Annotated in this window: 5 protein-coding genes and 1 pseudogene; 4 read left to right on the forward strand and 2 right to left on the reverse strand. The window is 73.5% G+C overall.

The features are described 5' to 3' along the window. Positions 1-189: 189 nt before the first annotated feature. Positions 190-2,673 carry a YfhO family protein gene (locus ABTZ03_RS43730; RefSeq protein WP_350518860.1) on the reverse strand — a complete coding sequence of 828 codons (2,484 nt, stop codon included), beginning with the start codon at positions 2,671-2,673 and terminating at the stop codon, positions 190-192. Between the two features lie 157 nt (positions 2,674-2,830). On the opposite strand from ABTZ03_RS43730, the gene ABTZ03_RS43735 reads away from it, so the two are divergent. The 4 genes from ABTZ03_RS43735 to cimA all read left to right on the forward strand — a co-directional run bounded on the left by ABTZ03_RS43735 (position 2,831) and on the right by cimA (position 7,798). Next, positions 2,831-3,394, forward strand: a complete 564-nt coding sequence (locus ABTZ03_RS43735; RefSeq protein ID WP_350518861.1) for a Uma2 family endonuclease — start codon at positions 2,831-2,833, stop codon at positions 3,392-3,394. A gap of 59 nt (positions 3,395-3,453) precedes the next feature. Then, entirely contained in the window at positions 3,454-4,491 is a 1,038-nt protein-coding gene (locus tag ABTZ03_RS43740; protein ID WP_350518862.1) for a 3-isopropylmalate dehydrogenase, read from the forward strand. 214 nt (positions 4,492-4,705) lie between these two features. After that, positions 4,706-5,818: a branched-chain amino acid aminotransferase gene (locus ABTZ03_RS43745; RefSeq protein WP_350518863.1), complete on the forward strand. Its 1,113-nt coding sequence runs from the start codon at positions 4,706-4,708 to the stop codon at positions 5,816-5,818. A gap of 363 nt (positions 5,819-6,181) precedes the next feature. Next, positions 6,182-7,798, forward strand: coding sequence for a citramalate synthase (gene cimA / locus ABTZ03_RS43750; protein WP_350518864.1), 1,617 nt, complete (start codon positions 6,182-6,184; stop codon positions 7,796-7,798). An 88-nt stretch (positions 7,799-7,886) separates the two neighbouring features. Here cimA and ABTZ03_RS43755 read toward each other — a convergent pair. Then, positions 7,887-7,988: pseudogene (locus ABTZ03_RS43755) on the reverse strand (ATP-binding protein); the annotation flags it as partial.

Genomic DNA, 7,988 nt, shown 5'->3' on the forward strand with positions numbered 1-7,988 from the left:
CGGCCGAAACACAGCCAGGTGCTGCCACACCCCCCCCAACACCCCGGCCCCCCCGGGGCCGTGTGAGCCCAACCTACCCAACCCCCCGCCCCGGGCGCCCCCCAGCCCCCCCGGGCGGCCCGCCCGTTCGCGTTCACCGGGCCGTCCACGTCCACCGGGCCGTTCGCGTTCACCGGGCCCGGGTGCGCCTCACCGCCCGGTCGCGGCGGCCACCCGGCGGTCACGGCGGGGCGTGTGGGCGGGGCGGCGGCGGGACAGGCGGGCGAAGAGCCCGACCAGGAGGAGCACGGCGGCGGTGCCGGAGGTGACGGTGAGGCCCTCGGTGAGGCCGGGCGGGCGGAAGGCGCAGGACACCCGGTCGGCGCCGCCGCCGAGCGGGACGCCGATCATGCCGAGGACCGGGGTGGGGGCGGTGTCGCCGCCGCCGTCGACCGTGCAGGTCCAGCCCTCGGCGGCGGGGACGGAGACCAGCGCGGTGCCGGTGGAGCCCGGCGGGAGGGTGGCGGTGACGGTGTGCCCGCCGGCCTCGACCCGGGTGGCGCCGGTGGCCTTCAGCCGGGCGACGGCGGCGGCCAGGGCGTCGGCCCGCAGACAGCCGATCGGGCGGGCCGGGACCTGGCTGACCACGTCCGAGCGCAGCGTCACCCGGACCACCCCGTCGGCCGGGACGGTCCCCAGCCGGTGCACGGCCACCGCCGTGGTGGGCTGCTCGCCCGCACTGCGGTAGCTGGTGCCCAGCCCGGAGACCGTGCCGGAGTACCAGACCCCGTGGAAGTACGCCGTCGAGCCCGGGGTGCAGGCGGCGGTGAACACCGTGCCGTCCCCGCCGCCCGGCACCGACCAGCCGCTGGTGCCGTGCAGGGTGGGCGCCGGGCCGCCGGCCGGGACGGGCAGCGGGACGTCGTACACCTGGCTGCCGAGCAGCGACTCCTGGCGGGCCCAGACCGAGGAGGTGCCGGGCCGGGCGCCCGGCGGCAGCACGGTGACCAGCGGCGGCGCGGGGGCCCGGACCGGGGTGAAGCCCTCCGGCGGCGGCCCGTCGTCCAGGTGGGCGCCGATCCCGAACAGGGCCTGGCCGACCGGGTCGGTGACGCTCCCGGTCTGCCGCCCGCCGGCCGTCCAGCCCGCGCCGAGGTCGTGCAGCAGCAGGGCGGTGACGGTCGGCAGGTAGCCGCTGAAGTAGCCGCCGCCCTGGCCGTTCAGCAGCAGCGGGTCATTGGGGGTGTAGGCGTGCGGGCCGGGGTCGCTGCGCCCCTCCGGCCAGTCGGTGCCGTCCCGGACGGCGGCGTGCCCGGCCCGCACCGCCGAGGGCGGGACGCTGTCGTCGGGGGCCGCGCCGAACGCCGCGTACCCGGACCAGACCGCGTTGCCGAGCACCGCGCCGCCGACCACCCAGGTGGCCAGGGCGGTCGCCCGGCGGTCGGTGTGCCGCCGGTCCAGCACCTGGAGCGCGGCCGCCAGCACGGCGCCGCCGACGCCCAGCAGCACCCAGGTGGAGGCGGGTACCGGGCTCCGGGTGGCCGCCAGCGCGGCGACCACCGCGACCAGGGCGGCGCCACCGAGCAGGGTGAGCAGGTCCGGCCGGTGGGCGAGCGAGACCCAGCCGGCCAGCACCAGCAGCCCGCTGAGCACGAAGGCGACCCGGTACGGCCCGCCGGCCGGGATCGCCAGGCCGTGCCAGACCAGGACGGTCGGGGTCCAGAGGAAGGTGAGCGCCACCAGCAGCAGCGCCGCGCACCAGACCGCCCGCTCGCGGATCCGCACCCGCCGGTTGAACGGCAGACCGCACACCAGCAGCAGCCCGAGCACCCCGATCGCCACGTCCGGCAGCGGCCGCCCGCCGGTGGCGGTGGGCAGCAGCCGGGCGAGGTGCCCGCCGAGCTCGGACGGGCCGAGCGGCTGCACCGGGGACTCCGGTTGGGCGCCGCGCGCGGCCCGGACGGCGACGAACAGCACGGGGGAGGCGAGCAGCACCCCGGTGAGGGTCAGGGTGACCGCCCGTCCGGTGGCCCGGACCCGGTGCCGGACGCTCCGAGGGGTGGCGAACAGCCGTACCGCGAACAGGAGTCCGGCGATCACGGTGGCCAGCGCGGCGGTGTACAGGTTGCCCGCCCAGGCGAGCGCGACGCACAGCGCGCCGGCCACCCAGCGGCGCTCGTGCAGGCACCAGTCCCCGACCAGGCCGAGCAGCGGCAGCGAGACCAGGCCCCACAGCCACATCGGCGCGCCCCCGCCGGCGTCCAGCACCCAGGAGCACAACCCGTACCCGACCGCGGCGAACACCCGCAGCCACCGTGGGCCGGGGTGCAGCCGGCCGAGCAGGTGGGCCATCAGGGCGGTGCCGAGGCCGATGGAGGCCAGGGTGACCAGGAGGACGGCGAGTTGGCCCTGGCTGCGGGGGAGCAGGGCGGTCGGCCAGGAGAACGGGTTCATCAGGTAGGCGAAGAAGTCCGCCAGGAACGGCGCGCCGTAGCCGCTGTTCCAGTTGAACAGCAGGTCCCCGGCGGCCTGCCCGTGCAGCAGGTCCCACAGGTGCGCGTGGTACGGCACCGCCACCGCGCCCGCCCCGGCCGGCCACCGCCCGCGCAACCCCGCCGCCAGCGCGAACCCGCCCACCGCCAGCCCGGCCGCGGCCCCGCAGACCAGCACCTCCCGCCGCCGTTCGCTCCGCACCCACGCGCCCCGTTCTGCCAGGAATCCCGGACCCCGCCACCCTAAGCGCGCCCCCGGCGCACCCTCCGCCACACGCGCTCCCTCGTCGGAGTGGCGTACGGGAACTCCTTGCCGAGTAGCCTGGGAGGGCCACCAGGATGCCCGTATGGGAGGAACCATGAGCCTCGCGCCGTACCCCGACTGGATCCGGCCTCCTGCTGGTGGCTACACCGCAGAGGATCTCGACCGCCTGCCCGATCTCCCGCCGCACACAGAGCTGATCGACGGGAGCCTGATCTTCGTGAGTCCGCAGACGAAGTTCCACGTGAGGGCGAAGCGAGTGTTGGAGCGCGGACTGGAGAAGGCGGTCCCGGATGGCTGGGAGGTGTGGCCCGAGATGACGGTCACGCTTGACCGTCGCAATCGATCGGAGCCCGACATCCTCGTCGTTCACGAGGACTCGGACACGGGCTATCGCCAGACGGGATTCTCCGCCGAGCACGTCCTGCTCGCGGTCGAGGTCGTTTCGGAGGAATCTCAGGAGCGTGACCGCGAGATCAAGCCCCGCAAGTACGCGGCGGCCGGCATCCGCCACTTCTGGCGGGTCGAGTGCGATGAGGGGCGACCGGTCGTCTATACGTACGAACTGGATCCGGCGGCACGGAAGTACTTCCCGACCGGCATCTACCACAAGCAGTTGAAGGTCGATCAGCCGTTCCCGGTGGAGATCGACCTGACCTGACCGGTCCAGATGCTGGACGCGAGGTGTCAGCCCCTGGGACACCGCAGTAAGGTCCGAGCATGTCTCGCACGATTCGTCTCGCAGTTGTCCCGGGTGACGGCATCGGCCAGGAAGTGGTGGCCGAGGGCCTGAAGGTCCTGGAGGCCGTCCTTCCCGCCGACGTGAAGCTGGAGACCACCGAGTACGACCTCGGGGCCCGGCGCTACCACCGGACCGGGGAGACCCTGCCGGACAGCGTGCTGGCGGAGCTCAAGGGCTTCGACGCGATCCTGCTCGGCGCCATCGGGGACCCGAGCGTGCCGTCCGGGGTGCTGGAGCGGGGGCTGCTGCTGAAGCTGCGGTTCGCCTTCGACCACCACATCAACCTGCGGCCGGGTCGGCTGTTCCCCGGGGTGACGTCCCCGCTGGCCGGCCGGCCGGAGATCGACTTCGTGGTCGTCCGCGAGGGCACCGAGGGCCCGTACGTCGGCAACGGCGGTTCGCTGCGCACCGGCACGCCGCACGAGGTGGCCACCGAGGTCAGCCTGAACACCGCGTACGGCATCGAGCGCGTGGTGCGCGACGCCTACCGCCGGGCCCAGGCGCGGCCGCGCAAGAAGCTCACCCTGGTGCACAAGAACAACGTGCTGGTGCACGCCGGTCACCTGTGGACGCGGATCTTCGCCGAGGTCGGCCGGGAGTTCCCGGAGGTCACCACCGACTACCTGCACGTCGACGCGGCCACGATCTTCTTCGTGACCCAGCCCGAGCGCTTCGACGTCATCGTCACCGACAACCTGTTCGGCGACATCCTGACCGACCTGGCCGCAGCCGTCACCGGCGGCATCGGCCTGGCCGCGAGCGGCAACATCAACCCGGGCGGCGAGTTCCCGTCGATGTTCGAGCCGGTGCACGGCTCGGCGCCGGACATCGCCGGTCAGGGCAAGGCCGACCCGACCGCCACCGTGCTGTCGGTCGCCATGCTGCTGGAGCACCTCGGCTTCGCCGCCGAGGCCGCGACGGTGGAGGCCGCCGTCGCGGCGGACCTCGCCGAGCGGGCCGGCACCCGTTCCACCTCCGAGGTCGGCGACGCGCTCGCCGGGCGAGTAGCCGGCTGACGGGCCGGAATCCACAACGGATCCGGCCAGCTGGGCCGGACCGCATAACCGCAGCTTGCAGCTCCCCAAGGAGCGGGCAACTGTTCGGCACGGCCCTCTGGATGCGAGTATCGACAGTGGGCCGTGCCGTTGTGCGTTCGTTCCGGCGTTGGATCGCCGTGACGTTCCTTCGACGGTGGCGGCCCGAACGAACCCCACGGTGAAGGAAACAGCCATGAGCACGCCCACCCAGGCGCCCATCACGTTCGATCTGAAGCCCTCCGCCCACCCGCTCCCCGCGGCGGAGCGCGAGTCCCGGCTGACCAACCCCGGCTTCGGTCGCGTCTTCACCGACCACATGGTCACCATCCGCTGGACGGAGGGCCGCGGCTGGCACGACGCGCAGCTGGTCCCGTACGCGCCGGTCGAGATGGACCCGGCGAACATGACCCTGCACTACGGCCAGGCGATCTTCGAGGGCCTGAAGGCCTACCGCCAGGCCGACGGCTCGATCGCGACCTTCCGCCCCGAGGCCAACGCCCTGCGCTTCCAGGCCTCGGCCCGTCGCCTGGCGATGCCGGAGCTGCCGGTGGAGGCCTTCGTCGAGGCCGTCGAGCTGCTGGTCCAGCAGGAGCGGGCGTGGGTGCCGAGCGAGCCGGAGCAGAGCCTCTACCTGCGCCCGTTCATGTTCGCCACCGAGGTCGGCCTGGGCGTCCGCCCGGCGAACTCCTACCTGTTCATGATCATCGCCTCCCCGGCCGGCGCCTACTTCCAGGGCGGCATCAAGCCGGTCTCGGTCTGGCTGTCCAAGGAGTACGTCCGGGCCGCGCCCGGCGGTACCGGCGCCGCCAAGTGCGCGGGCAACTACGCGGCCTCGCTGGTCGCCCAGGCCCAGGCCGCCGAGAAGGGCTGCGACCAGGTGGTCTGGCTCGACGCCGCCGAGCACCGGTGGGTCGAGGAGATGGGCGGGATGAACCTGTACTTCGTCTTCGGCGAGGGCAAGGACGCGAAGATCGTCACCCCGGAGCTGTCCGGCGCCCTGCTGCCCGGCATCACCCGCGACTCGCTGCTCCAGCTCGCCGCCGACCTGGGCTACGCGGTCGAGGAGCGCAAGATCTCCACCGACGAGTGGCAGCAGGCGAACGCCGACGGCACCCTCACCGAGGTCTTCGCCTGCGGCACCGCCGCCGTGATCACCCCGGTCGGCTCGGTGAAGTCCGCGGCCGCCGACTGGACCGTGGGCACCGGCGAGCCCGGCCCGATCACCATGGAGCTGCGCCGCGCCCTGCTGGCCATCCAGGGCGGCGAGCGCCCGGACACCCACAACTGGCTGCACAGGATCGCCTGATCAGCCCGGACGCCGTAGCCCGCTCCGGCCTGCCACGTTTCGCATCGCGAGACGGGGCGGGCCGGATCCCGGATGGTGTGCCAGACTGCCGACGTGTCCTCGCTTTCGCTGATTATTAGCAGCAGGCGCGCCGGTCCGCAGTGACCGCTTCCGCAGGACCCGATGCGGAGCGACCACGAGCGTCCAGACCCGCGCGCAGACCTCTCGCACCCGCGAGGGGTCTTTTTGTTTACCTCGGACCGGCCGACGGCCCCCACAAGGGGCCCGGGGACACCGGGGCGGCGCGCGGGATCCTGGACAGTGGAGCCGGGACGAGAATCCGGCCGAGCAGTACCGAACCTCCCCGAACGGAGAACCAGGGTCATGACCGAGGTCACCCGTACCGACGACAGCTTCCACGTGTTCGACACCACCCTGCGCGACGGCGCGCAGCGGGAGGGCATCAACCTGACGGTGGCGGACAAGCTGGCCATCGCCCGGCACCTGGACGACTTCGGGGTCGGCTTCATCGAGGGCGGCTGGCCCGGGGCCAACCCCCGGGACACCGAGTTCTTCGCCCGCGCCGCCGCCGAGCTGGACCTGCGCAGCGCGCAGCTGGTCGCCTTCGGCGCCACCCGCCGGGCCGGCGGCAAGGCCGCCGAGGACCCGCAGCTGGCCGCGCTGGTCTCCTCCGGGGCGCCGGTGGTCACCCTGGTGGCCAAGGCCCACGACCGGCACGTGGAGCTGGCGCTGCGCACCACGCTGGACGAGAACCTGGAGATGATCCGGGACAGCGTGGAGTTCCTGCGCTCCCGGGGCCGGCGGGTGTTCCTGGACTGCGAGCACTTCTTCGACGGGTACCGGGCCAACCGCGAGTACGCCCTCGCGGTGGTGCGCACCGCGCACCGGGCCGGGGCGGACGTGGTGGTGCTGTGCGACACCAACGGCGGGATGCTGCCGGCCGGGGTCCGGGACACCGTCGCGGACGTGATCGCGGCGACCGGCGCCCGGGTCGGCATGCACGCCCAGGACGACACCGGCTGCGCGGTGGCCAACACCCTGGCCGCGGTGGACGCCGGAGCGACCCACGTCCAGTGCACCGCGAACGGCTACGGCGAGCGGGTCGGCAACGCCAACCTGTTCCCGGTGGTCGGCGCGCTGGAGCTGAAGTACGACCGCCGGGTGCTGCCCGCGGGCCGGCTGGCCGAGATGACCCGGATCTCGCACGCGATCGCCGAGCTGGTCAACCTGTCGCCGTCCACCCACCAGCCGTACGTCGGCTTCTCGGCCTTCGCCCACAAGGCGGGCCTGCACGCCTCCGCGATCAAGGTCGACCCGGACCTGTACCAGCACACCGACCCGGAGCTGGTCGGCAACACCATGCGGATGCTGGTCTCCGACATGGCCGGCCGGGCCTCGGTGGAGCTCAAGGGCAAGGAGCTCGGCTACGACCTCTCCACCGACCGCGACCTGGCCGGCCGGGTGGTGGCCAAGGTGAAGGAGCAGGAGAACCTGGGCTACACCTACGAGTCCGCGGACGCCTCCTTCGAGCTGCTGCTGCGCGACGAGGTGCGCGGCAGCCGGGACCGCTTCTACCGGCTGGAGTCCTGGCGGACCATCAGCGAGCAGGGCCCGGGCGGGGTCTCCGGCAACGAGGCGACCGTGAAGCTGTGGGCCAAGGGCGAGCGCCGGATCGCCACCGGCGAGGGCAACGGCCCGGTCAACGCACTGGACCAGGCGCTGCGGGCGGCCCTGGAGGGCACCTACCCGCCGCTGGCCACCTTCGAGTTGGTGGACTACAAGGTGCGCATCCTGGAGGGCCAGCACGGCACCGGCTCCAAGACCCGGGTGCTGATCGAGTCCACCGACGGCACCGCGACCTGGTCCACGGTCGGCGTGGCCGACAACGTGGTCGCCGCCTCCTGGCTGGCGCTGGAGGACGCGTACAGCTACGGCCTGATCCGGGCCGGACTGGAGCCGACCGAACAGCCGGCCGAGTAGCCGGTCGGCCGACTGGTCAGTCGACCGGCGCCAACGTGCTCGCGGCCCACGGGAGTTCACCGGTTCCCGTGGGCCGCGAGCACGTTCGTCACCGCAGTCGGGCGAGGAGGGCGTGTTCGACGAGGGTGATGAGGGCGCTCTTGGCGCTGTCGCGGCGGCGGGCGTCGAGGGTGACGACGGGGGTGTCGGG

The organism is Kitasatospora sp. NPDC096077 (genome assembly GCF_040303245.1).
Taxonomy (GTDB): domain Bacteria; phylum Actinomycetota; class Actinomycetes; order Streptomycetales; family Streptomycetaceae; genus Kitasatospora.